The organism is Paenibacillus sp. FSL R5-0912 (genome assembly GCF_000758605.1).
In the GTDB taxonomy this organism is placed as follows: Bacteria; Bacillota; Bacilli; order Paenibacillales; family Paenibacillaceae; genus Paenibacillus_AQ.
In genome coordinates this window covers 3134816-3160048 of record NZ_CP009282.1, presented here as the reverse complement: position 1 = coordinate 3160048, position 25233 = coordinate 3134816, and the positions used below count along the sequence as shown (strand labels likewise).

At 50.2% G+C, this 25233-nt stretch carries 21 protein-coding genes and 1 other annotated feature; of the genes, 8 read left to right on the top strand and 13 right to left on the bottom strand.

From position 1 onward, the window contains the following. Positions 1–20 precede the first annotated feature (20 nt). The 7 genes from R50912_RS13090 to R50912_RS13060 all read left to right on the top strand — a co-directional run bounded on the left by R50912_RS13090 (position 21) and on the right by R50912_RS13060 (position 10653). Positions 21–905, top strand: coding sequence for a carbohydrate ABC transporter permease (locus R50912_RS13090; RefSeq protein WP_042242292.1), 885 nt, complete (start codon positions 21–23; stop codon positions 903–905). Between the two features lie 45 nt (positions 906–950). Further along, positions 951–2621 (top strand): extracellular solute-binding protein, encoded by a 1671-nt coding sequence (locus tag R50912_RS13085; protein ID WP_081956482.1) that lies wholly within the window; start codon positions 951–953, stop codon positions 2619–2621. A gap of 140 nt (positions 2622–2761) precedes the next feature. Then, the gene (locus R50912_RS13080) at positions 2762–4600 is read left to right on the top strand and encodes a sensor histidine kinase (protein WP_042235358.1); all 1839 of its coding nucleotides are present in this window, start codon (positions 2762–2764) and stop codon (positions 4598–4600) included. A gap of 2 nt (positions 4601–4602) precedes the next feature. Next, entirely contained in the window at positions 4603–6174 is a 1572-nt protein-coding gene (locus tag R50912_RS13075; protein ID WP_042235356.1) for a response regulator, read from the top strand. Positions 6175–6342: 168 nt separating this feature from the next. Continuing rightward, positions 6343–8985, top strand: coding sequence for a family 16 glycosylhydrolase (locus R50912_RS13070; RefSeq protein WP_042235354.1), 2643 nt, complete (start codon positions 6343–6345; stop codon positions 8983–8985). 211 nt (positions 8986–9196) lie between these two features. Next, positions 9197–9691, top strand: coding sequence for an RNA polymerase sigma factor (locus R50912_RS13065; protein WP_042235353.1), 495 nt, complete (start codon positions 9197–9199; stop codon positions 9689–9691). Further along, positions 9688–10653 (top strand): hypothetical protein, encoded by a 966-nt coding sequence (locus R50912_RS13060; protein ID WP_052416278.1) that lies wholly within the window; start codon positions 9688–9690, stop codon positions 10651–10653. Before R50912_RS13065 ends, R50912_RS13060 begins: the two co-directional genes overlap by 4 nt. 521 nt (positions 10654–11174) lie before the next feature. Here R50912_RS13060 and R50912_RS13055 read toward each other — a convergent pair. The 10 genes from R50912_RS13055 to R50912_RS13010 form a co-directional block, all read right to left on the bottom strand. Then, a complete protein-coding gene (locus tag R50912_RS13055) occupies positions 11175–11705 on the bottom strand; it encodes a hypothetical protein (protein WP_042235352.1) in 531 nt (176 codons plus the stop codon). Next, positions 11702–12064 carry a MerR family transcriptional regulator gene (locus tag R50912_RS13050; RefSeq protein ID WP_042235351.1) on the bottom strand — a complete coding sequence of 121 codons (363 nt, stop codon included), beginning with the start codon at positions 12062–12064 and terminating at the stop codon, positions 11702–11704. The genes R50912_RS13055 and R50912_RS13050 overlap by 4 nt, the downstream gene beginning before the upstream one ends. Positions 12065–12272: 208 nt before the next feature. Continuing rightward, positions 12273–13016, bottom strand: coding sequence for a uracil-DNA glycosylase family protein (locus R50912_RS13045; RefSeq protein WP_042235350.1), 744 nt, complete (start codon positions 13014–13016; stop codon positions 12273–12275). A 41-nt stretch (positions 13017–13057) separates the two neighbouring features. Continuing rightward, entirely contained in the window at positions 13058–15478 is a 2421-nt protein-coding gene (helD, locus tag R50912_RS13040; protein ID WP_042235349.1) for an RNA polymerase recycling motor HelD, read from the bottom strand. Between the two features lie 301 nt (positions 15479–15779). Continuing rightward, positions 15780–16373 (bottom strand): flavin reductase family protein, encoded by a 594-nt coding sequence (locus tag R50912_RS13035; RefSeq protein WP_042235346.1) that lies wholly within the window; start codon positions 16371–16373, stop codon positions 15780–15782. 30 nt (positions 16374–16403) lie between these two features. After that, positions 16404–17342 (bottom strand): ring-cleaving dioxygenase, encoded by a 939-nt coding sequence (locus R50912_RS13030; protein ID WP_042235345.1) that lies wholly within the window; start codon positions 17340–17342, stop codon positions 16404–16406. A gap of 323 nt (positions 17343–17665) precedes the next feature. Further along, positions 17666–18139 (bottom strand): GNAT family N-acetyltransferase, encoded by a 474-nt coding sequence (locus R50912_RS13025; protein ID WP_042235343.1) that lies wholly within the window; start codon positions 18137–18139, stop codon positions 17666–17668. Positions 18140–18157: 18 nt separating this feature from the next. After that, entirely contained in the window at positions 18158–18754 is a 597-nt protein-coding gene (locus R50912_RS13020; protein ID WP_197073080.1) for a GNAT family N-acetyltransferase, read from the bottom strand. Between the two features lie 22 nt (positions 18755–18776). Continuing rightward, on the bottom strand, positions 18777–19652 hold the full coding sequence (locus tag R50912_RS13015) for a MerR family transcriptional regulator (RefSeq protein ID WP_042235342.1): 876 nt from the start codon (positions 19650–19652) through the stop codon (positions 18777–18779). A gap of 235 nt (positions 19653–19887) precedes the next feature. After that, positions 19888–20385: a serine hydrolase domain-containing protein gene (locus R50912_RS13010; protein WP_042235340.1), complete on the bottom strand. Its 498-nt coding sequence runs from the start codon at positions 20383–20385 to the stop codon at positions 19888–19890. Positions 20386–20467: 82 nt separating this feature from the next. After that, positions 20468–20726 (top strand) — a binding site (T-box leader). A 43-nt stretch (positions 20727–20769) separates the two neighbouring features. Between R50912_RS13010 and R50912_RS13005 the strand changes: the two genes are divergently transcribed. Next, positions 20770–21771: a tryptophan--tRNA ligase gene (locus R50912_RS13005; protein ID WP_042235338.1), complete on the top strand. Its 1002-nt coding sequence runs from the start codon at positions 20770–20772 to the stop codon at positions 21769–21771. 324 nt (positions 21772–22095) lie between these two features. Here R50912_RS13005 and R50912_RS13000 read toward each other — a convergent pair whose 3' ends face one another. The 3 genes from R50912_RS13000 to R50912_RS12990 all read right to left on the bottom strand — a co-directional run bounded on the left by R50912_RS13000 (position 22096) and on the right by R50912_RS12990 (position 25231). Then, a complete protein-coding gene (locus R50912_RS13000) occupies positions 22096–23694 on the bottom strand; it encodes a hypothetical protein (protein ID WP_042235336.1) in 1599 nt (532 codons plus the stop codon). Next, the gene (locus R50912_RS12995; RefSeq protein WP_042235334.1) at positions 23687–24400 is read right to left on the bottom strand and encodes an ABC transporter ATP-binding protein; all 714 of its coding nucleotides are present in this window, start codon (positions 24398–24400) and stop codon (positions 23687–23689) included. The genes R50912_RS13000 and R50912_RS12995 overlap by 8 nt, the downstream gene beginning before the upstream one ends. Before the next feature lie 72 nt (positions 24401–24472). Then, positions 24473–25231, bottom strand: coding sequence for an ABC transporter ATP-binding protein (locus R50912_RS12990; RefSeq protein WP_197073116.1), 759 nt, complete (start codon positions 25229–25231; stop codon positions 24473–24475). Positions 25232–25233 lie beyond the last annotated feature (2 nt).

Genomic DNA, 25233 nt, shown 5'->3' with positions numbered 1-25233 from the left:
GGAAAGGAGACAACAGATTCATGGCAAGACGCGGAAGATTCCGGCGGATTGGCGCTTTTGAGGTCGGCAATACCCTGCTGATGCTGGCGGTCTGCTTTCTGACGCTGTACCCGATGTGGTTTGTACTCGTCAACTCGCTGAATTCACCGGCGCAGGCCTCGCTGGGTACCGTCAACTGGTTTCCCAAAGAGCTCTCGCTGGCCAGCTACAGTGTAGCCTTTAATGATAGAACGCTGATGAACGGCTTCTACATCACAACTATGCGTACGGTAATCGGGACTGTGGTGCATGTGCTGTTCACCGCTATCGTAGCCTACGGAATGAGCAAGTCCAATCTGATGGGCCGCAAGCTGTATCTCAAAATCTCTTTGATTACGATGCTGTTCTCAGGCGGGCTGATCCCCTCCTTTATTCTCATGACGAAGCTGGGCCTGTATGATAGTTTCTGGGTATTCATCATCCCTTCCATGTATACTTTTTTTAATATGGTTATATTTATGAGCTTCTTCCGCACCATTCCAGACAGCCTGGAGGAGTCTGCCAAGGTGGACGGGGCTTCGGATTATGGCGTTCTGTTCCGGATTGTCCTGCCCAACAGCATGGCTGTCATTGCCACCATCTCCCTCTTCTCTGCAGTCTATCACTGGAACGACTATTATCAGGGAGTCATCTATATCCATTCCCAGGAGCTGCTGCCGCTGCAGACCATGCTGTACAAAATCATTGCCGAGAACTCCATGTCCTTCATGCAGCAGCAGGCGATGGCGCAATTCGGCGCAAGGCTTCCCGGCAACTCGATCAAATTCGCCTCCATGATGGTGGCTACGCTGCCTATCCTCATCTTCTACCCTTTCATCCAGCGCTATCTGGTCAAAGGTGTAATGATAGGTGCTATTAAAGGCTAGCCGTAATGAAGCATTCTACACACATACAGAAAGGATGATTATGCCTTGAAAAGCAAATCTGTCAAACCATTCTTAGCCATTATTCTGGCTGTAATCCTGACGTTAACTATGGTCGCTTGCAGCAGCAATTCCGCCAATAAGGAAAGCGCACCCACAACAGCGCCGCAGGCTGATACTACACCGGCGCCTCAGGCAGAAGCCACTCAGAATCCTGATGAACCCGCCTGGAAGCTTGATACCAGCCCTATCGATTTAACCTGGTTTGTTGGAGCGAACTGGTATGCACACACCTGGGGCGAGAGCCTGGCTTCCAAATATGTAACGGAGAAAACAGGTGTCAATGTCAAGCTGGAGGTCCCTTCCGGTGAAGCTAACGAGCAAATTACTCTAATGATGACATCGGGCAAGCTTCCGGACCTTATTTCTATGGGTTCCTGGGAAACCGCTGTCAAAAAGCTGTGGGAAGGCGATCATGTCTATGCCCTCAATGAATTGGCCGATCAGTACGACCCTTACTTCTACAAGGTCGCAGGTGACGGTACGCTGAAGTGGTACCGCCAGGAGAACGGCAACACTTATGGGGTTCCGAATGACTCCTACAGCCCCAACCTGATGCATGAGACCGGCATGACGGCCGCCAATCAGACCTTCCTGGTCCGCAAAGATCTGTACGAGGAAATGGGCAGTCCGGACCTCAGTACCCCGGAGGGCTTCCTGGGTGCGCTGCAGCTGCTGAAGGATAAGTATTCCGAGTATAAGGGTCAGCCTATGAGCCCCTTTTTCGCCCAGGGAAATGTCCCTTACGGGATGACGGAATATCTGCAGAATCTGCTGGCCGTTCCGCATGAGAAAGACGGCAGCGTATATGACCGGGTGACCGACCCGGATTATATCGCCTGGCTCAAAACCTTCCGTACCGCTTACGAGCGCGGACTGCTTAACGTAGATTTCCTGGTGGATTCCGATACCCAGGTGGAAGAGAAAACGAACAACGCCCGCTACTTCATGATGATCCGCGAATGGACCGGCATGACGGCTGTCAATCCGATGCTGGCTGCGGGTGCTAATCCGGACTCCAACTACATCGCAGTTAACGGGCCGCAGAACAGCAAAGGTGACAGTGCCAAGCTGTTCCCCGGCAACATGGACGGCTGGATGGTAACCATGATCAGCAAATCCACCGAGCATCCGGAGCGTGCGATCCGCTTCCTGACCTACCTCGCCAGTGAAGAGGGCCAGCGTGACCTGTTTCTCGGCAAGGAAGGCGAAACCTGGGATACGGTGGACGGCAAACCGCAGCTGAAGGCTGAATTCACAGACATGCTGGGCAGCAATATCGAGAAGCTGGAGAAGGAATACGGCATACTGGATACCTACTGGATGATGCGCAATCCTGTTATCGTCAACCAGTGGAGACCGGAGAAAGCGCCTGTGATCAAGCAGATGGAAGACTTCGCGAACGCACAGGCCGATATCGACAGCGGTATCTACAAAGGGCTGGACCCGCTTGGCGATTCGGATGTAGCGGTGGCTTGGGCGCGTATCTCCCAGAACTGGGAAGAAGTACTCCCTGAGCTGATTACGGCCAAGGACGAAGCTGCTTTTGACAAAATCTTCGACAGCTTCCTGTCCCGCCGCGACAGCTATGGCTTCGAGCAGGTTCAGGAGTACCGCCAGACGGAGCTGGATGCACGCAAAGCCAAAATGGCGGAATAATGTCTTAAACTATGCCGGCGGCCGGAATGGCGGCCGGTCTTCCCTGCTTAGAGGGGTTTCTCCCCTTACGCCGCAACGCCTTATTACCTACCAGCCGGTTTGTAATATATGGTATATTACAGGGATGGGAGGGTAACCAGATGAAGTATTTGCTGACTACGATGAGGAAGCTTTACCGGAATTCCCACATCTCAACCAAGCTGTTTTTGGCCTTCAGCCTCATGATTGCCATACCTGCGTTTGTGGTCTCCTTTTTATTCATCCGCACGCAGGAAAGCCAGCTCTACAAGGAAGCTATGGCGGAGGGCAGCAATCATGTAGCGCGCCTGAATGAGCGGCTGCGCAGCCGGATGGATATTCTTGAGAACGCTTCCTCCACCGCTCTGACCCAGAAGGGATTTGTGGATTTCATCCACACCAATATGCGCGGGGACGGCCTGCGGCTCGTGAAATTCAAGCAAGACCAGTATGAGCAGATGCATAATATCATTCAAAGCCATGAGCTGATAAGTGAGCTAAGCTTCTATGTCGATAACCCGGATGTATACGAAATCTGGCCTGAAATCTACCATTACAGCAAGTTTTGGCCGCAGGATTACTGGATGACGCTCCGGGATGAAGGTGGGGCCGCCTTCCGCTTATCCGCCTTTAAGGATGGCGAGGATACGTTATCCTACTACAGGCTGGTGAGGCTTCAGGGCCAACAGCAGAAGCTCCCTACGATTATGGAAATCCGCGCCAGGCACAGTGTTTTTTTCAGCGATCTGCTTGAAGACACCCACGGAGATTTCTTCACCGTAGTAATGGACGGAACGAGTGCTTTCCGGAATGTATACAATCCGGGGCATGAGTTCCCGCAGAATGCCGGGGAGAAGCTGGACGGAATTCTTAGCCGGATTCACGAACAGCTGGATGTGCTGCAGCAGAATAACCCGATTAAGATTCACTCCGGGGATCAAACCTACTACGCGCTGTATCGCTACATCGCTCCTCTGAACGCCTATGTGGTCGATATCGCCTCCCATCAGGCGCTGATGCAGGGCCCGCGGAACTGGTACCTGATTGTGATCACCGTCACCTCCTGTGTGCTGCTGCTTATGCTGCTGCTCGTTTCACAGATGACCCGGCGTATATTCCGGCGGCTGGAGAAGGTGCTCGTCTCTATGCGCAAGGTACGCAGGGGGCAATTGGATGCGAAGATTGATACAGGACTCCGGCATAACGAAACCGGTGACGAAATCGACTACGTGGCCGTCAGCTACAATAATATGCTGGACGAAATCCAGCACCTGATGACACAGGTGGTGGATAAACAGCTTATCGCCAAGAACGCGCAGCTCCACTCCCTGCACTCACAGATCAATTCCCATTTCCTGTACAACGCCCTGGAGTCGATCCGGATGCATGCGGAAGTCCAGCAGCAGCCGGCTATTGCGGGTGCACTGGTCTCTTTAGGCTCTCTGCTGCGTTATAGCATGCAGTGGCGCAGCGATACGGTTGCCCTCAGTGAAGAGCTTGCCAACATCCACAGCTATATCCGGTTCATCAACTTCATGGAAGGCGGAAGCATTGAATTATCAGCCGCTCTTCCCCCGGAGGTGCAGCGCTATACGATTCCCAAAATGTGCATGCAGCCTATCGTAGAGAATGCCGTGCATCACGCAGCCCCTGCAGGCGGCAGTGTACATATCCAAATTACTGTAAGGGTAGAGAATGATAGCCTGCTGCTGATAGAGGTCCGCGATGACGGCGCAGGTATTGATCCGCAGATGCTGGAGAGGCTGCAGTCTGTGCTGCGGGGTGACTCGGATACGCCGATTATTACCAGCAAGAACGGGCTGGGTCTGGAGAACGTGCATAAGCGCCTGCAGCTGCATTACGGCAAGGGCTGCGGACTTTGGATTGACAGCGTGCAGAGCGCCTATACCTGCGTAACCATACGGCTCCCTTGGGAAAATGTGAATCTTGGAGGATGGTAGGCATGATCAATATTCTGGTTGTGGATGATCAAAAGCAGATCCGTGACGGCCTGCAGGCTATGCTGCGCCAATTCCCTCTGCAGCTTGACCATATATACAGCGCTGTGAGCGGAATTGAGGCACTGGAGCTATTGCGTCAGCACAGCATCCAGCTCGTGATTACCGATATCCGGATGCCTGATATGGATGGCCTGGAGCTCATGGCTCAGACCAAAGAGGAATGTATTAAGGTTGATTATCTGATTATTAGCGGCTACAGCGATTTCGCCTATGCCCAGAAGGCCATTGAGCTTGGGGCTAAGGGTTATCTGCTCAAGCCTGTGAAGCGGGAGGATTTGCAGTCCTCGGTGGAGCATGTCTGGCAGGAAATTCAGACACGAATGTCGCTCTCGCGTAATCTCGAGCAGTTGTCCCGCCGCGCCATGGAGTCTGACCGTAAGGAGCTGCGCATGTATATGCTAGGCGCGGCGGGTGATGAAACGTGGATTAACACGACTGAGCAGCAGAATGCAGAGCTATGGCGCAGCTACCGGCTCTGCATTCTGCGCGAGGAGCTGTGGATTAACCAGCCGGGTGCCAGCAGCAGCCATAGCATAGAATCTATTGCTTACCGCGTATATGGCAGACAGGGTTGTATCTGTCTTCAGCACCGCCCCCACCTGATCCTGGCGGTTGATGCAGCCATAGATCCGGGGGTCTTCCCTGCTGCGCTCCAAACCGAGCAGATTGAGGCCATTACCGCAATGACCCGCCCGCAACAGGGATTAAGGGAGCTTCCGGGCAGCTATACGCTGGCATTGGAGCTGTACCGCCATAGCTTCCTGTTTCCAGATAAACGTTGCCTCCTGCCCGCGCATATTGAGCGGCTGGAGCAGCAGTGGGAGCTCCCCTATGAGGAGCTGTATGCCCTGTTCCAGTTAACCGGCACTAAGAATGGTGGCAGAATTACGCAAGGAATCTCCGGCCTATTCCATAAGGATGTACTGCAGCGGTATCACATTCGATATACACAGCAGCTATGCCGGGCCGTAGTCCAGATGATGGAGGAATATGAGCGTGTAATCCGCCCGTACATGGGAGAAGAAGCGCTGGACTTAGACTCTCTGCGCAACCTGTTCGACTATCCGGGCATCCGCGATTATATTCAGGCGCTGCAGCAGCAGCTGCTCCGGCTGAACCAATTTTATTATGAATACAAATGCAGCTACCGCAACTCTCAGGACTTGAACGAAGCTATCCGTTTCATCCACGAGAATTACCACAAGCCGCTGGATCTCGCGATGGTGTCCAACCATGTGTCGCTGAATTACGCTTATTTCTCCAACCAGTTCAAGAAGAATATCGGCAAAGGCTTCGCCGAATACCTGCGTGATGTGCGTCTGGATAAAGCCCGGCGTCTGCTTGCAGAAACGGACCATAAGATCGTCGAGATTGCCTCCATGGTCGGATATGAAAGCTACAAAAGCTTCACACGGGCCTTCCGGGATGTGATGCATATGCAACCCACGGAATACCGGCAGCTGATCCGCCGCAGGCATGGCAGAGAGGGCGATTACCAGGATAACGTGCTATAGACCAAGGGAAACGCTGCCAGATGAAGTCCTTGTGAGCAAAAGCCAAAAAATTGGGTCATAACAAAAAGTATTGTCCCTTTTAGCGCGATATTAGTTTCGATAGAATAAAGATGTTCTCTCACATGTAAGCGGTTACCTTCACTACCATTTAATTAAAGGAGGGCAAGTATGAAGCGACTTCACCTAACGGATATCGGATTTAAACAGAAGGTATTATGTTTGTTCCTGAGCTTAGTGATGCTGGCCGGCATCGGCCTGTGGCCTGCTTCGAGAATTCAGACTGCAGCAGCAGCAGGTGTCACTGTTAGCTCCATGACCTATTTTTCAGCGGCAGACGGTCCAGTTATCTCCAAATCAGGGGTTGGACAAGCGAGCTACGGTTTCGTAATGCCAGTGTTCAACGGCGGCTCCGCCACCTGGAGTGATGTATCGGACGATGTGGGCGTCAAAGTGAAAGTAAGCGGCAACTGGATAGACATCGACAGCGCAGGCGGCTATGTCTACAACCAGAACTGGGGGCACTGGAGTGACGGCGGGATGAACGGCTACTGGTTCACGCTCTCCGCAACAACCGAGATCCAGCTCTACTCCAAGGCTAATAGCGCGGTCACACTTAATTACACACTGGCCTTTCAGAACCTGAACACAACAACCATCTCGGCTATGGCGCCTACACAAGGGCCGCAGATTACAGCAGGCTTTACAGGCAGCGCAGGCTTTACCTACCCTACCTTCAACAATGATCCGGCCTTAACTTATGAAGCCGTGGCGGATGATCTGAAGGTGTACGTGAAACCTGTTAACAGTAGCACCTGGATTGATATTGATAATAACGCAGCCAGCGGCTGGATTTATGACAGCAACTTCGGCCAGTTCACCGATGGTGGCGGAGGCTATTGGTTTACCGTTACTGAATCCATGAATGTCAAACTGGCCTCCAAGACCTCTTCCGCGAATCTCATCTATACCATCACCTTTAATACACCTGTTAGAAATTCGTACGTACTGACTGCTTACGACGGCACAGCTTACACAGCGGATAACAACGGCTCCATCGGCTTCCCCCTTCCTAAAATAGACGGAGGCGCACCGGTTGGCAGCGAGCTTGGCAAATTCGTCTATCAGATCAAAGCGGGCGGCCAGTGGGTGGATCTGAGCAATTCCGGACAGAGCGGATTCGTCTATGCCGGCAACGGCTATAATAATATGTCCGCTGCCAACCAGTGGGGCTACTGGGCCGATTACATCTATGGCCTGTGGTTCCAGCCGATCCAGGTGAATATGGAAATCCGCATCGGGTATCCGCTGAACGGGCAGCAAGGCGGAAATGTCGGCAGCAATTATGTCTATTACACCTTCACCGGTAATCCCAATGCCCCGCGTCCCGATGAAAGCGACCAGGAAGATATTACGCTCGGAACACCTTCGGACCCTGCCGTAGCAGGTATGAACCTCCTCTGGCAGGATGAGTTCAGCGGGACAGCGCTCGACACCGGCAAATGGAATTATGAGCAGGGGTACTATATCACGAGTGATCCCAATAGCTGGGGCTGGGGCAATGCCGAGCTGCAGCATTATACGAACAGTACCCAGAATGTATTTCTCCAGAACGGACAGCTGAATATCAAGGCCATTAATGAGCCAAAGTCCTTCCCGCAGGACCCGAGCCGGTATGCGCAGTATTCCTCCGGCAAAATCAACACCAAGGATCATCTGTCCTTCCAGTACGGCCGGGTGGACATTCGGGCTAAGCTGCCTACAGGCAATGGGATCTGGCCTGCACTGTGGATGCTTCCGGAAGATGCTGCTTACGGGGCATGGGCCGCATCCGGTGAAATCGATATTATGGAAGCCAAGGGACGGCTTCCCGGCACGACCAGCGGCGCCGTACATTTCGGTGGACAATGGCCTGTGAACCGGTATATTTCCGGTGAATATCACTTCTCTGAGGGGCAGACCTTCGCGAACGATTATCACGTCTATTCCATCGTCTGGGAAGAAGACAATGTGAAATGGTATGTGGACGGTAAATTCTTCTTCAAGGTCAACAGAGAGCAATGGTATTCCGTAGCGGCACCGAACAATCCAAATGCCCCCTTCGACCAGCCCTTCTATCTGATTATGAATCTGGCGGTCGGCGGACATTTTGACGGCGGGCTCTCCCCCGCTCCGTCTGATATCCCGGCAACGATGCAGGTAGATTATGTACGGGTCTACAAGGAAGGCAGCGGCGGCGGGAATCCGGGCAATCCCGGCAACGTTCCGGTTAGTGGTGTCACCGTAACCCCTTCCACCGCCCAGGTGCAGGCCGGACAGAGCGTCCAGCTGACCGCCAATGTGGCACCGTCTGGTGCAACTAACCAACAGGTTGCCTGGACCGTATCCAACAGCAGTACCGCCTCCGTGAACCAGAATGGTCTCGTAACCGGTCTTGCACCGGGTACCGCAACTGTTACGGCAACAACGGCAGACGGCAACAAAACCGCCTCCAGCACGATTACGGTTGTGTCCCCTCCTCCGGCGGTCATTGTGATCGGCGATCAGGTGCGCGGCCTGAAAAAAACAGGCAATAACCTGCTGTTCTATGTGAACGGCGCAACCTTCGCCGACCTGCATTACAAAATTAACAACGGCGGACAGCAGAACGTCGCAATGACCTCCGCGGGCAACGGCAACTACACCTACGCGGTAAATAACCTTCAGCAGGGTGATACCGTGGAATACTTCTTCACGTACAACCCGGGTCAGGGGGCACTGGATTCCCCATGGCAGACTTATGTGCACGGGGTGACCCAAGGAACCCCCGAATAACCGTAGCATGGTTGGAGCAGATAAGTGACCGAAATATGTAGTCGCTTCATATGACCTCTGTCACAGGGGAGGAGGAAGTCTCAGGACTTCCTCCTCCCCTGTTTTTTCGTATGCCAGGCAACAGGAATGCAGCACAAATAAAATAACCGGAAACAAAATGTGACCAAATACCGTCCTTAAGGGTGTTATAGGTAAAGGAGGGCATAACCTCATGCAGCAACCCATGACCCGGCCGGGCAATCATGTGATACAAAGTTACGAGGTCTACTCAGATATGCTGTTCCGGATTGCCCTGATCCATCTGGGCAGCCGCCAGGATGCCGAAGAAGCCACTCAGGATACCTTCATTAAGCTGATGGAGAAAGCTCCCGCATTTAAGGATGACGAACATCAGAAGGCATGGCTGATCCGGGTAATCACCAATCATTGTAAAAATCTGCTGGGCAGGGGCTGGCGCAAGCGCGAAGTCAAGCTGGAGGGCACTGAGCCGGTCGCGGCCAACACTCCCGAGGATATGGCGATCCTGCAGCTTGTGCTGGCGATGCCGGTAAAGTATAAAACGGTGATTCACCTGTATTATTACGAGGATTACCCCATCCAGGAAATCAGCAGGATTCTGCAAATCAGCGAGTCTGCCGTGAAGATGAGACTTCAGCGGGGACGTCAGCTGTTAAAACTGGAGCTGGAAGGAGCGGAACCGGAGTGAAGGAAGAAGAATTTCGTACAAACTATAAGAAAGCGGTGAATTCAATGAAATCCAGTCAAACAATGAAACAAGGATTAGTCGATAAAATGGAGCAGAAACGCCGTCCGCGTAAAATAGTCTATGTGGCAGCAAGTGTGCTGCTCGCCGCCGGAATCGGCTTGGCCGGACCAAGCATTATGCAGCAGCTGAATGGAACAGCCTCCCCGGGTCAAGTGGCTCAGGTAGATCCGGGCACGCCCGCTGCGGGTACCTCGGCAGGTATCGTCATTCCCAAGATAGAGCTGCCGGATAAAAGCTCCGGTGTTTCAGCAGATATGATCGCCCTTGTCGTATATAAGGGCAATATCTATACGCAAGCGGCGACCCGTATCGATGCGGCCGATGCCCCCGCACTGCTCGGCGAGAAGCTGGGCCGGACGACAGGCGGCATCGATGAATGGAGCGGCAAGGATGACTATATCGAGCTGGCCTCCAATATTGGCGAAGCGGATATCTACACTGTGAAGGGTTACGATTCCGGGTTCCTGGTGATGTCCTATACGGAGATTGATGGCCAGGTATATGCGGAGCTGTATGAACACACGAATGGCATTACAATAAGCAGCGGCGCTGATCTGTTCGGCAAGCTGAATCTGGAAGGCCGCATTGCCTCCGCCCAGTGGGAGAGCTTCAGCAGCTGGAACAACGGCCAGCAGCAGTACCTGCCGCTGCCGGAGGGTGCCGCGCTGGATGGCTTCCTGAGCGCGCTTAATGCCGCCAAACCACTGGCAGCAGAGCCGCTGACGGAGCAAGGCATCTATGACAGTGAAGACCGCAAGATCATCTACCTGCAGCTGGATGACAAGGCCCGGGTGGAGCTGACCCTATTCGGCCAGGGACTGGTACGCTACGGCAATGCTCCGGTATTCTTCGAAGTCGAATCCGGTGCTTTCCAGGCGCTGTGGAACAGCATGAATCCTTGAGTTGCTGCTTAATAGCAGCAAGCTGGTTTAACAGCCGAAACATAACCTCTCATCTCCTAACACCAAGGTGGGTCAATGAGGAGATACAGCCAACGGGCGGTAGGAAGCTGAAGAGCTCCCAACGGCTGCAACAGCCCACTTCCACCAGAATCAGGTGCACTTTTACCCCCGAATTACCTCTTTAGCGGCAAACAAGTGGATAAAGGTATCTTAATTAGCCCAGTTCCGCGGGATATACGGAAGCAAGTGGAAAAACAGCATCTAATCTAGTTCGTTTTTGCTACTGTCGATGAATTGGGCAAATTTAAGTGTTGTTTTTCCAACTGTTGGTATAGATGCTACCATTCGTTCATCAGCAAGTGGAGGAAATCCAACTAATTCCGCTTCCCCTCCCCTCTGAGCTTATCCAGTTCGTTCTAATCACCCTAACGGGTGAATTGGTTTTCTAGCCAGCGGTCATTTGTCCGCTGGCTCTTCTTTTCTAACCCATGATGAGCAGGATTCTCTAAAAAACTAATATACTATTCAATTGCCCCTTCAACGCGGTACTTCTTCTCCCATTCGGATACAGTACTGGAGTCCATCCTGATCAGCTTAACCGGGAGGTATTCGTTATCCTCCTTCATCCCACCACTGCCAGGCAGAAGCTGCAGTTCTTTAATTCTTCGCACCACTTCCTCATCGGTATCAATATCCCCGGACTCTTCTTCGGGTACGACAATAAGCGGAATCTCCTGCCTGATACTGGTGACCGATCCTACACAGTCTTTGTATGACAGTTCAACAGTAATATAGTGCATCCCGCAGGGGATTGGCTCCAGTGTAAAAATTTCGAGGAACAGATCCGCTACAGCCAGCGGATCAAGAACCGATATCACCCCTGCGTTGTCCTCGTCGGCACCATTTAGATTACGCATCCGGTGAAGTCCTGCCGGCAGAGTAATCTGCACCCGGGCATTCTGGACTGAACCCAGCGGAGTAATCTGAAGCCAGAGATGATTCATGCCTTCTTCATTTTCAATTGCAGATTTAGCGTAGCGGACTTGTATCATGAGTGTCCCTCCTCCTTAAGTAACCGGGTGACGGTTTCGATCATCTTATCTTTCAATGCTGGCGGGATACGCGGACTCACCGAGAGAATCACATCTTCATTGACAACAAACATTTCGTTTCGGATCATCTGGTCTGACTGATACAAACGCAGGTTCTCACCAATCTTAATCACTTCATCCATCGCCAGATCCGCTAATTTCTCTTGAGCCGAGGAGAGTGTGTCGCCGCCCTTGGACAATACCAGAATGGCGCGTAAATAATGCAGATGCTTATCCGTATACGCCCGCTTGTTGCCAACCAGCTCGAGCGGTGGAAGCATACCAATCTGTGTGTAGTACCTGACCGTCCGCAAATTCATTTGCGGATCTTCGCTTTGCAGTACTTCGGCTACTTGCTAATGCTCCTCATTTCCTCCTTTGGCCCGTCTGGGGAAATCCAGGAGATTCAGCAGGATTCATCCACAACAAACGAAAATCATAATTTACTAAATACCAAAAAACCAGCTGCAGCGCAGCCGGTCGGTTACTGTTCATATTTTCTTTATCATATGGTATTCAGAGCGTTATTCATTTACCGCTAAGCGCACGTATCTTATTTCGCATGGACTCCTGATGGCTGGCAAACTGCTTATGTCGATGTCCATTGGCGCCGGAAGGATGAGGGAATCCCCACAGACAATCTCGTGCATCCAGCACCCCGTCCGCCGCAAGCTGCTGAAGCACCTGCTCTACATTTTTGCCCAGAGGTATGATTATCGGCTGATTCATGAGACTGAGTTCATCTTGCAATGAGCGCAAAGCAGTCTGGTTCAGAAAAGGGTTGGTCAACAGATGGGGATGGGTTCCGTTATAATTATTCCCCGCTACAAAAACCGGAAACCGCAGCAGAGAAGTGGTATGCAGCAGCTCATGCTGATCCTGAAACAAATCCCCGCAAGATTCGGCACCCAGATATCGATGCAGTTCAAGCGCGTCCAGCATGTCAGTTAAATGGGTTCTCATGGTGCCGGCGAAGCCGGCCGCTTCTTTCGCCAGCCTGCACACTGCCTCATCGGAGAGTCCAGCTTTAAGACCGGCTTTGGCTGCCTGCAGCGCTATCCTCAATTGTGTCCATCCGGGCGTAATTCCGATAATCACTACTTTGGCAGCAGGATTGACATACTCGTTGTGTGGAGCGTAATACATTTCAAGCAGGCCGCTGCGCTTCATGAGCAGATCACTGGCCAGCAGTTCCGCTTTAGACAGCTTTTTATCTTCCGGGAGCTCAAGAATCGTCTGTCTATACTTGTTCAAATGACTGGAAATAAGCATGCATCCACTCCTTTCAAGAAATCTCAGGGTATAACCTGTGCTTAGTGCTCCGCCAGTTCATACAATGCCGGGTCTACTTCCCGGATGAAAGGCGTCCATTCCCCTGTCGTGTACAGCTGAAGCACATGCATCGCCCTTGTACATGCGGTATAGAAAAGCTTCCGCTCGCTCTCCCTCTGATACGTCTGCGGGGAAGCATCGTAGATCAGCACAGCGTCGAACTCTACGCCTTTGGCCAGATAAGCAGGAATCACCTGTACCCCTTTCTCAAAAGTAGGCGTGTTCTTCGTGATCAGCCGCAGCTCAGCGGCACCTCCGGCGGTCAACAAATTATAAGCTTCTATACTCTCAGCCGCAGTCTTCGTAATCACGGCAATTGAAGTGTACCCTTCCGCGTGAAGCGTGGCAAGATCTTTCACTATGTGTTCGGCCTTCGTCTCATGGCTCTCCAGCTTAGTTAGAACAGGCTGTCTGCCTCTCCGCTCAAAAGGGACAATCGACTCACCGCCGGGCAACAGCGGCTTCGTGAACTCCACGATCTCAAACGTCGAGCGGTAGCTGCGCACCAGCTGGTACTGCGTAGTCTCCGCCGCTCCATATAGCTGAACCAGCGGTGAACTCTCACCTGACAGATTCGTCGCCTGTGTGAAGATCGCCTGGCCGAAATCACCAAGGACCGTCATACGGGCGCGGGGAAACAGCTTTTTGAGAAACTCATACTGGAACATGGAATAGTCCTGGCCCTCATCAACGAAAATATGCCGCACCTGCGTATTCGTCCGGACGCCTTCGATCAGCTCTTTTAAATACAAATAGGGTGTCGCATCTTCATAAAAGAGTTCCTGCCCGCTCAGCTTATCCTTAGTCTGCGCACAGATCTCCGGCCAAAGCTCCGGCATCTCCGCTTCACCTGTCATTTCCCTGTAGGCCTGTTCATCAGTGAAGAGCTGGCAGTATAATCCGCTCATGTCGATAAATGTGAACCGCTTGATTCCCCGTCTCAGAGGTCTGAACTGCTCCTTCACGATCATCTGGCCCAGCAGCTCTTCCTCCCGTTCGGCATAATCAAAATCACTCTCATCCAGCTCACGTTTGTGCACCAGCATTTCCTGAAGCCGGAGGTATTTCTCAGCAAAGCCAAACACCCCCTTCTCTCTGTGCAGCATGCCGTATACCTTAGCGTATTGCTCATTATCGAGGTAATTCATCTCCTCCTGTACCCAGGACGCTCCCTGCTCCTCCTTTTGCAGTCTGGACAGCTCTTCCAGCAGCCATTTCTGCACCAGGGTGACGCGGTTCGGCAGACGAATCGAAGGATCATAGCTATACAGCCTGGTCTTGATCTGCTCTCCTGAGATCAGCACGCGGTCCCCGAAACAGATGTCGTTAAACCGCATGCCCTCTTGCTTCAGCCACAGCGAATAGCCCTGAAGTGCCCGTAGGAAGGCTTCCGATGCCTTATACTCAATGGCCTGAAGACGGGAGCCATAACCCCTGTCCTGTTCCCCGGTCAATACATATTCAATCTGATCAAACGGATCTTCAAGCCGGAATTCCGGACTTAGCCAAGTTTCCAGATATTCCTGAAAGGTCGTCTGCTGCATATTCTCTTCACCCAGTTCGGGGAGAACAGTAGACACATAGCTGTTGAACATCGGGTTAGGGGAGAACAGCACGATCTGATCCGCCGAGAGCCGCTCTCGGTGTTTATACAGCAGGTAAGCTACACGCTGCAGCGCTGCTGATGTTTTGCCGCTGCCGGCCGCTCCCTGCACAATGAGCATCTGGCTGTTATCGTTGCGAATGATCGCGTTCTGTTCCGCCTGGATGGTTGCCACGATACTTTTCATTTGGGCATCCGCACCCTTGCCGAGCACCTGCTGCAGCAATTCGTCGCCGATCGTTACATTCGCATCGAACAGATGCTGAAGCTGGCCGTTACGGATCTGGTACTGCCGCTTCAGACTCATGGTTCCGCTGATCCGTCCTCCCGGTGTGTCGAAGGCTGCTTTTCCAGGCGGATAGTCATAGTACAGGCTCGCAATCGGAGTGCGCCAGTCATAGACCACAAAGCTCAGCCCGTCTGTATCTACGAAGGAGGAGACACCGACATAGACTTGTTCTTCAGCACTCTGGCCATCCTCATGAAAATCAATCCGCCCGAAATAGGGGGACGGCAGCAGCCGCTTCATATTCTTCCACTGCTGCAGCTTCCGCGCGTGGCTGCGTTCCCGCTCGGATAAGACGGCATCCTGCTGAGTTATGGTAAAGAAGCTCTCCTCGAAGTCTTCCTGGGTGCTGGTATTCACCGTTACCTCTTCCCAGAATCTTTTGCGGATATCTGTTGCCTGCTCCTTTAACCGGCCAACCTCCGGCTCCAGGTTAGCAATCCCCAATTTCAGCTTTTCTTTTACCTGCTCCAGCCACTCCTGTTCCTGCTCCCAGCTGCTTATCTTCTCCATCACCCGACCACTCCCTTTTCTTGAATGATATTCCTTATCTTCCCCGCTGCAATAATCCCAAACTGGCGGGTTGACAAACCGGATGTCCATTTGCTATAATTAAAATATAAGTAAGATGCATAACCTACGTTATTTTCATTAAAAAAATCAACAGTTCTTTAACATTAACATATTACTTCTTTGTATGCAATACTTCCCGATACATCATTAACCCTGGCGCTTGCGCCAGGGTTTTTGTTGTTCAGATATAAGAAACTGAGTATAACAGACACCCTATGACGCCTGCTTACCAGCCCAGCTATTAAACAGGACGCTCTATGGTGTAAATCTCACCAATCCCTGCATAATTATTCCCCGCCAGACGGCTTACCGCTCCTAATTTCACCGCATCAATTCTCCCCATATCGTAGATCTGCTCGTCAATATGAAACTGTACAATCCTGCCGATAATCAGGTCATTATTAGGCAGCTCCAGGCAATGCTCAAGTGTACATTCCATCCGCACCTTCGCTTCTTTAACCCCCGGAACAGCAATCTGCAGGCTATCTACAGGCGTCAGTCCCGCTAAAGCTACTTCACTCTGGTCCGGAGGCAGTGGCGCTGCGGTGATATTTACCTGCCCGACATTCTGCTGATCCACAATATGAACGACAAACTCCTTCGTCTGCTTAATATTCCGTGCCGTATCCTTGGACTGGCCCGCAGCATGCTGAATCGAGATGGAGATCATCGGCGGGTTGGAGGAAACAATATTGAAGTAGCTGAACGGCGCACCATTCAAGATCCCCTCCCCCGACATCGTCGTGACAAAAGCAATCGGCCGCGGGATAATGCTCCCGGTGAGAAGCTTATAATTATCCCGCTCGCTATTCTGCAGTGGATCAATTGAAATCATGATTGTGCCTCCTCTTCATTTGAAGCTGAATTAGTCAAGTGTTCTTACTGTGAACGGCAGCAATACCTGTTCGAGCTGTTCTCTATGCGGCTCATATTGTTCCGGCAGCATCAGGTGGCTACCCATTGTTTCCGGCGATTCATCATGGGCGAAGCCTGGAGGATCAGTAGCAATCTCAAACAGGATCTCCCCATGCTCTCTGAAATAGATGGCATTGAAGTAATTCCGGTCCTGAACTGGCGTTACTCCATATCCATTATCATGCACATAATCCTGCCATTCAAGCTGATCCTGATCATCCTTCGCTCTCCAGGCAATATGATGCACGGTGCCGACACCCATTTCGCCGCGCTGCACCGCAGTTACCTTGAGTTCAACTACATTTCCGATGTCCGCAGTAGAATGGTAACGGGCGACATCGCCTTCTTGTCCTACGAATGTAAGTCCCATCACCTTCTCCAGCAGCTCCGCCGTTTGTTCCGGATGCGTGGACAGTAGTGTAGCACCGCCGAAACCCTTGATCGCAACCTCTGGTGTTACCCCGCCGAAGGTCCATTCGTTACGTTCTCCTGCCTCCCGTTCCACCAGTTCGAGATGAAGACCATGCGGATCATCGAATTCCAGGTACTGCTCGCCAAACCGCTCCATTTCGGTAAAAGCAACCTTAAACTTCGTCAGTCTTTCTCTCCAGAAAGCCATCGCCCCTACCGGAATCACATATGAAGTAACGCCGACCTGACCCCCGCCGATTTTACCCTGATACGCATCTGCCCAAGGGAAGAAGGTGATAATGGTCCCCGGCTTGCCACCATTGTTGCCGAAGTAAAAGTGATACGTTCCGGGATCGTCGAAATTGACGGTTTGCTTAACCAGCCGGAGTCCCAATACGCCTGCATAAAAATCCATATTTTCCTGCGGATGGCCGACAATTGCGGTGATATGATGAATGCCCATAGTTTGTTTGTTCATTTGAATTCACTCCTGTTTTGATAAATTTTAAGTAGCAACTAGTACAGCTTATAATATCTTTACTTTAAGATATTAGATTGAATATTATCTTTAAGTTAAGATAATTTATATTCTCACTTTACTTTTTATTAATCCGCTTGTCAAGCGTTTGTCTATGTCTCTTACGATTTACAATCCTGCACAAAATGCAACATTCTCCTCCTTAAAACGTCCCTAATCGAAAATTTTCATACAACAATCCCTTGAAAACTTAGTTACTTATGAATCAAAGTTGCAATAAATACAACATTTTATAGCTTCATCTCTTAACGTTAACGTGAACCTTAAACAAGCTTTTTTTCATAAAAGCACAACGTCAGCTTGTCATTGATCTCTTTGGTCTCACCTGTTCTTCTGTAACCCAGCTTCTCATACAAGTAGCAGTTTCTTTCATCTTGCACGATGGTAGCCAGCCCCCAAGACTTAGCGTCAGCATAGATGCGCTCAATCTGGGTGAAAACTTGCTGGGCAAGTCCTTGACCCTGATATTCCGGCAAGATGAATGTTGTGCCGATCCAGTAATGATTATCCCCTTTCTTCACGACTCTAATACTACCAGCCGCAACACCGGCATTCCGGATGATGTAATAATCTACACATGCTTGATTGAACCGCTCCATTACTCTTTCTAAGGTTTCATTGGCCGGGTTCGTATCATGATCCTGATATTTCTCGAGCAGGGGCAGGAACGCCCGGGTTTGCATTTCATGAATCGCCGCCGCATCTTCCACTACCGCTTTACTTAATGTCACTTCCATCCTATGTACCTCCAGATTTTATACAAAATATACATAATCCAAGTGTTCGCCATCCAATCCGGCAATATGATTATTCGGTCTTCTACGCGCCAGGGTGAATCCGATACGCTCATACATCCGCCGGGCAGGGATTAGATCATCATTCGTTGTTACAATAATTTTACGGACTTCTTTTTGGAGGATTCTATTCACTGCTTCTTGAAGCTGCATCTTACTGTAACCTTTACCTTTGTGTGCTGAAGCAATGCAGTTGTGGCCTATTTCCGCAACCTCTGGCAGGTTCCTCGGGTCCCAGGTAACAAATCCGATGGCTTCACCGTTTAGCGTTGTGATGAATCCGTATTTTTCGGCAATTTGCAGATTATCAAAGAAAAAGTTGTCAAATTCCCGCCATTCAGCAAGGCAGCTTTGCTCATACCGGCAATTAAAGGCATAGGCATCTTTCAATAATTCAAAGAGTGTTCCCCGCCCGAACTCACTTATTTTCCTAAATTCTATTCCCATGTCCCTCCCCATTTCCTCTTCAAATACACTTCCAAACATTACAATGAAATACATCATTCCACCATGATATATTGCATGTAGATTCTTGAATGCAAACAGGCGGAACTTCACTAAGGAAGTCCGCCGTTTACACTTATTTCAATAACACCGGCTCCAGCAGGTTCAAATAATACAGATTACCGCTGCCTTCCGGATGATCATTACGGATATGCTCTTCCAGGCAGAGCCGTCCGCGGTCAGAGCGGTATTTCTTACTTTGTGATAACTGATTCATCAGTGTCTTCCATGATCCGCCAATGTCGTCGCTGCTTTCCAGCATAGCAAATAATCCTCCGGGCAGCGTCATTTCCTTAAAGGGCTCCGGCACAACAACGCCCTCAGGAATGGTCGCACACATTCCATAGCCATAAGGTTTGCCGGCACTGCCGGGCATAGGCTTCATGTTCCCGCCGAAGAAACGCGCCGTGCCGAGCAGATTCGCTGACCTCAGCCAATCCATCAGCGGCCCCATCACTTTGTCCTCGGGGGATACGTCCACGACAATATGAAAAGCGACTCTCATGGGTGCTAAGTCAATGATTTTGAATACATGCTGTTCCGTTAAACTGCTCATAAATACAGCCTCCGTCTCCATAAGGATATCATCCAGGACCAGATTTCCTTCATTCTGCCTCTCCAGGTATTCCAGGACCCGGGTCAACTGCTTCTCAACAAGCCCTACCTGTTCTCTTTGCTTCTTAAGAGAGTTCACTTTCTTCTCTATGACTTTACTAAGTCCGGCTATTGATTTCGCTATAAGGACAGTCTTTATTTCTTTGATCGGAATGTCCATCTTCCGCAGCATCGCTGTTATCCGAATACATGCCAGTGCATGTTCGTCGTACACACGCCAACCGGAGGAAACATCTCTATCGCTTTGGAATAACCCTTCCGCTTCCCAGTGGCGCAGCGTACGGCTCGTCAGCCCCAGCTGCTCCGACATTTCTTGTATAGCAACAGATCTGTTCATTTCGCTCTCCTCTCTGAGATCTCATAGCTATCGTATCACTTGACGCTGCGTCAATATCAAGAAGTAATCCTGGTGTGCCCGAAAAAAGTCATCTCACCCATCTCATTCTCTGCGATCCTGTAGGGATGGGTCTGGTCATAATATCTTTGGACAAATACTCCCTCACCTACTGGATAGAGCTCAATATGAAAATTGCCGGAGAATCTCGTGAAATATAATTTTCCGTTTATGATTTCTATCTGGATTTTGTCTTCCAGAAATTGGAGTTATTATAATCATATTCTGTACCCGCCGGCTTTGTGGGCTTCTTGTTGATATACTGCTGGAAGTACTCCGTCTGTGAGTAATTCATTCTGTTATATCCGCCGAAAAAATCATTCTCAAAATTAAAAAAATTATATAAACCGGATGTGTGTGACAATAAATGATGTACGGTAATAGACTCATCAATTTTCAGATCTGCAGGTAGATATAGCTGTGCGGATTGATCGATATCCAGCACCTGCCTGTCACATAGAAGCATAACTGCAAAAGCCGTAAACTGTTTAGACATGGAAGCAAGTGAGAAGCATGAATGCATATCATTTTTAATTCCAAACTCAATACTCGCATAGCCGCAGGCCTTCTCAAAGAGTACTTCGCCCTTCCGGGTAACTTGAATAACCCCGTAAAAATCATACAGCTTCAGGTACTCATTCGTATAATCCTCAAGCTTTTCACGTAATGTCCGCACGGACTCACTCCCTAATCTGTTTTAACTATCAATTGACATTCACCCTTAGATGTTGTAAAAATACAGTAATACAATATTATACAACTTTGCAATGACGAAGAGAGTACGCATAACGAATACTCCAGAGAGCTGATGGCCGGTGCGAATCAGTGTAGGGATTATGCCGAAGTGGGCTTCTGAGCATCCAAACCGAACCTTCAGGAAGTAGGCTTTGGCGAAGGTCTCATCGTTACAAGAGACGCGTATTCAGGGCATATAGCGATGTCACGATACGTTTAAGCGGGTCCGGATCACAATCCGGGCTAATTAAGGTGGTACCACGGGGTTCTCTCGTCCTTTTCAGGATGAGAGGACCCCTTTTTGATACATAAACGGAGGGATAACATGAGTAAGGAAATTGTATTAACCGGAATTAAGCCTACGGGCAAAGTCCATCTGGGGAATTACATCGGAGCGATCAAGCCTGCACTGCAACTCGCCGGGGCCAGTGATTGTACTGCGCTTTATTTTATCGCTGACTATCATGGATTAACTTTCATACAGGACAGAGACGAGTTTCGTAATCTGTCTTATGGTATCGCAGCTACATGGCTGGCACTGGGACTGGACCCGGAGCGGGTAATCTTTTATCGACAATCTGATGTGCCGGAGATCTTCGAGCTTCACTGGATTCTATCTTGCCTGACGTCCAAAGGTCTAATGAACCGTGCCCATGCGTACAAAGCCATTCATGAACAAAATATTCAATCAGGCGTGGATGCGGATACCGGAGTCAATATGGGCCTGTTCACTTATCCGGTTCTGATGGCAGCGGACATTCTGCTGTTTCAATCAGACAAGGTCCCTGTCGGTAAAGACCAGATTCAGCATGTGGAGATCGCCAGGGATATTGCCGAAGGCTTCAACCGGATTTATGGGGATACCTTCAAGCTGCCTGATTATAGGGTCGATGAGAACACATCCGTGATTCCAGGGCTGGACGGGCGGAAGATGAGCAAAAGCTATAATAATACGATTCCGCTGTTCGAAACACCAGAGAACCTGAAGAAGCTGATCAGCAAAATCAAAACAGACTCTACACCTCCCGAGGAACCGAAAGACCCGGATACGTCTAATATTTTCTTGCTGTACAAAGAGTTTGCGGCTCCCGCTCAAGTACAGGATTTCAGGAACCAATATCTAAGCGGCATCAGTTGGGGTGAGGCTAAGCAGGAGCTGTTTCAGGTGGTTAATGCTGCACTGGAGGAACCCCGGAACAAATACAATGAGTTAATGGCAGCGCCAGAGCAGATCGACGCGATCCTGAGTGAAGGTGCCCGGAAGGCAAGAGCCCTAGCTGCACCTCTGCTTGCCCAGGTCAAATCCAGGATCGGACGATATAAATAGATCCATGGAGCGGAGTTTAGCCTAAGCGGGTGATATGGTAAAATTATCAAGTCCATACATGATATAAAATAGACTGGTGGGAGGAATATCGGTGAACGTACGTAACTCAACGTATAATTTCCAGAATGTCAGTAACGGATATGGATGCCATCCTCCAGCCCGTTCCCCGGATGCGCATGCGATGATACTGGTTTTTATGGCCTGCGTTACTAAACCTTAATAGATTAACATGAGGGGCTATGATGAGCTTTGTTCATAGACAACACAAAGAAACCACTTCTTAGAAAGGTTTAATCCTATTTTAAGAGTGGTTTCTTTTGTGTGCTACAGCCTCTGAAACAACCGCTCCCCGCTAACCCGTATATACCTGTACATTCCGGCGCAGCCCCCTGCCATTATAACTGCGTATATCAGCATAAGGAGATTTCCATTCACATTACTAAGAAGCATGAATAGAGCCGCTGGAGCAGCCAGACTGATGAATCCGAGAATCATCGACACCAGCACTGCTGCACTCTGCTTGATTACCGCAACCTCATTTGTCCATTCCAGCTTAGGCAGCTTCAGGTTCACAATAACGCCCAGCATGGCAGAGTAACAAGCGTAGATCACTGGGATCACAAGCATTAATATACTTTCGGCCCATCCAGTCCCCAGTGTATAGATAAGCAGTACCCAGCTTACGGCAATGACTGGCAACGTAAGGGTGAGATTCACGGCAACTTTACTGAGGATAATGGTAGGTTTAGAGACGGGCGAGCTTTGTAAAATCCACAGATGATTCCCTTCAAGCGAAATCGAACTTGCCGTGGTGCAGCTAATAATCACAAATAAGGAAACCACAAGCGGACTCAGCGTGCTCAAATACTGTGATAATTGCGGAATTTCAAGCAAGGCTCCGAGCTTCTCTGAACTGAGGAACAATAAGGAAACCGACATTACCAGTAACAGAACCATACCAATGCCTGTGTTCAGCACATAATTAGTAGAACTGAAGTAGCGGCGCAGCTCCTTGAGATACAACGCCTTGAATGCAGAATTTGCCTGCAACGGCTTCATAGTATATTTGCTGCCTGCGTGGCTTGTCATTAGTCCCGTATGGATAGCTTTGTACCGTGTTGCCAGCACTGTGGAGAAGAGTACAAATGCAAGTACAGACAGAGCAATAAAGAAGATCAATGAAGGTACCTGGTACGAGCAGACAGCATCCACATACACGGAAGCCAGAGGATACAGCTTAAAGATCGCATCACCCAGCCCAGCCCCTAAATCCGCAAGCTCCTGCTCGTCTCCGTTAAGATTAAATGAACCCAGCATGAGTACAATAATGAAGGCAAAAGTGAAGAGTATACTAATCAGCTTGCTTGCTCTAAACCTTGAAGATATCCAGCTGATCAATGAGCCAATAATCGTTGCCGCTATAATCGGCAGTAAGGTGATGAATAGAAGCGTCATTAGAAAAAACAGATAAAAAATCACACCCGGATTCACTTGCATCGCATATACCGTACCGGCCGGCAGCATAACCAGCAGGGTGAAAAACAGATTCATCACATATAGCTGAAGCACACGGCTCGCAACAACATGACTCGTCTTCACCGGCAGCGACATCACCATATCATAGTCCTTATAGCTGAATAATACACCACTGGCCTTATAGACCGTTGTGAAGAACCCGACCATCGAAGTGACAGCCATCATAATGGCCAGCAGCAAATCCATCCGTCCGAGCTCTTCAAAAGCCTTAGCCATCATGAAGCTGTAGCTGAAAGACATCGCTCCTATCATAAGTACACCAGCGATAATTGTTAGGCTGAGCAGCAGCGCCTTGCGTCTCTCTGCAGGATCTTTGGTATGCAGTGCTTTATTAAGGCCGAAGGAGGACATCAGCTGCAGCTTCGTTAACCTCCAGATATTAATCATTGTCGATCAGCTCCATGAATACTTCCTCAAGGCTATTCTTGCCCTTCACCTCTTCAGTGCTACCATGGGCAATCAGCTGGCCTCCCTTAATGATCGCGATCTTATTGCAAATCTTCTCGGCCGTATCCAGCACATGTGTCGAGAAGAAGATCGCCCCGCCGCTGCTGCACAGCTCAGCCATGATGGTCTTCAGCGTATGCGCAGCTTTGGGATCAAGGCCTACAAAAGGTTCATCGAGCACTAAGAGCTTAGGCTCATGAATGAGCGCGGAGATGATGGCGAGCTTCTGCTTCATCCCGTGAGAATACGAGGAGATCATATCGCCCAAATTGGCCGTAAGCTGAAAAGCATCACTGTATTTCTGGATGAGCCGCTCACGGTTTGCCTTGGATACGCCAAAGAGATCGCCGATGAAATTCAAGTACTGAATGCCGGTAAGATGATCGTACAGATCGGGATTATCCGGAATATAGGCAAGTTTCGCCTTGCAGGCTAACGGATCTTTTTTAATGGAGATTCCATCAATTTCAATTTCCCCTTCTTCAAAATCAAGCACGCCCACTACAGCGCGGATAGTCGTTGTTTTGCCCGCCCCGTTGTGACCGATGAAGCCATAGATATCGCCCCGCTCGACCACTAAACTGAGGTCATCCACTGCCTTTTTTCCGCCCTTATAACTCTTCGTAAAATGTTTGATCGTCAGCATTTCCTCTCACCTCTTCATTGGTGTTAGCAAATAACTATAATACGTATAGCCTGCGCTAATCGTTCATTTTCACTAAATACCAATCTCCCGCATTTTCGCCGTGAGCTTGTTCACCCGCTCCTCAATATCCTTGCCGCTGTATTTTGGCAGCCGCATTTCGCTCACAATTCTGCCGTCACACATGAACATAATCCGCTCCGTCTTCGCTGCAATCGTTGCATCATGAGTGACCAGCATGACCGCCGTACCCTCCGCATTGATCTCGGACAGCAGGTCCATGATCTCCTGGGCAGCTTTCAGGTTAAGCGCACCGGTCGGCTCGTCACCAAATATAATTCTCGGGCTGCTCATCAATGCGCGGCATATCCCTGCACGCTGAAGCTGCCCTCCCGAGGCCTGCGTAATATCCCGCTTCGCCAGCTCCGCGATTCCCACCTTCTGCATAAGCTGCCTTGCTTGCTCTGTAATCCCTGCGGCGTTTCGTCTGTTGTCACGCATGGATGGAAGGATAATATTATCCAGGATGTTCAAGTTCTTCATTAGTGTCGGCTGCTGAAACACAAAGCCCATTCCCGTTCTGCGCAGGTCAGCAAGCTCATTCTCCGCAAGTGTCCCCAGATCCCTGCCGTCAAAAGTAACCCGTCCGCCGTCCATCCGCTCCATTCCGCTCAGCGCAAACATCAGCGTCGACTTACCAGAGCCCGAAGGTCCCATAACTGACACGAACTCCCCTTCTTTAATTTCGATAGACACTCCGTCCAGAACATTACGCTTGTCATCACCGGTGCCGTAATGTTTGGTTATATTTATACCGGTAATCATCTTCTTCATCT